Annotated in this window: 1 protein-coding gene; it reads right to left on the minus strand. The window is 77.1% G+C overall.

Going from position 1 to position 528, the window contains the following annotated elements; genetic code table 11:
• Window positions 1–206, minus strand: a 206-nt coding sequence (locus tag KN815_RS49630; RefSeq protein WP_216348259.1) for a hypothetical protein, incomplete at its 3' end; no start/stop codon positions are given.
• Between the last annotated feature and the right edge of the window lie 322 nt (window positions 207–528).

Genomic DNA, 528 nt, shown 5'->3' on the forward strand with positions numbered 1-528 from the left:
GGCACCCCGGCGCGGGCGGCGGCGTCCGCCGCGTTCTGGGCCATCTCGACGACCAGCCGGTCGCGGTGGCCGCCCAGCGCCAGGTCCTCCTCGGCGTTGGCGTCCTCCCGGAACCGGGCGGGCGACGCGGCCCAGGCGTCCAGCACGCCGCGCCGCAGCCGCGCGGTCCCGAACGGGTCCGCGTCCTCGGTCGCGCCTCGCACCATCGCCGTGCTGCTCACGTCTCGCCTCCGGAGTTCCTGGTCTGGGGTCCGTCCTGCGCCGCGGCTCCACACCGCCGAGTCCCCCACGGTGCGGCTCGCCCCACCGCGCTCGTCGTTCCCTCGCGTGTCGCCCTTGCTAGCCGCGAACGTACCGCTATCCGCGCCCAAACGACGCCTCGGGCTCCAGACAACCGGATTCTCCGCCTCAGCCCCAAGACGCCCCCGCCGCAGCCCCGGGTCTGCCCCTGCCTCGGCCGCGGGCCTTCCCAGCCTCACCCCGAGCACCTCGGCCCCCGGGGCGCCCGGGGTGAGGCAGGGAAGGCCC

Source organism: Streptomyces niphimycinicus, assembly GCF_018883605.1.
In the GTDB taxonomy this organism is placed as follows: Bacteria; Actinomycetota; Actinomycetes; order Streptomycetales; family Streptomycetaceae; genus Streptomyces; species Streptomyces niphimycinicus.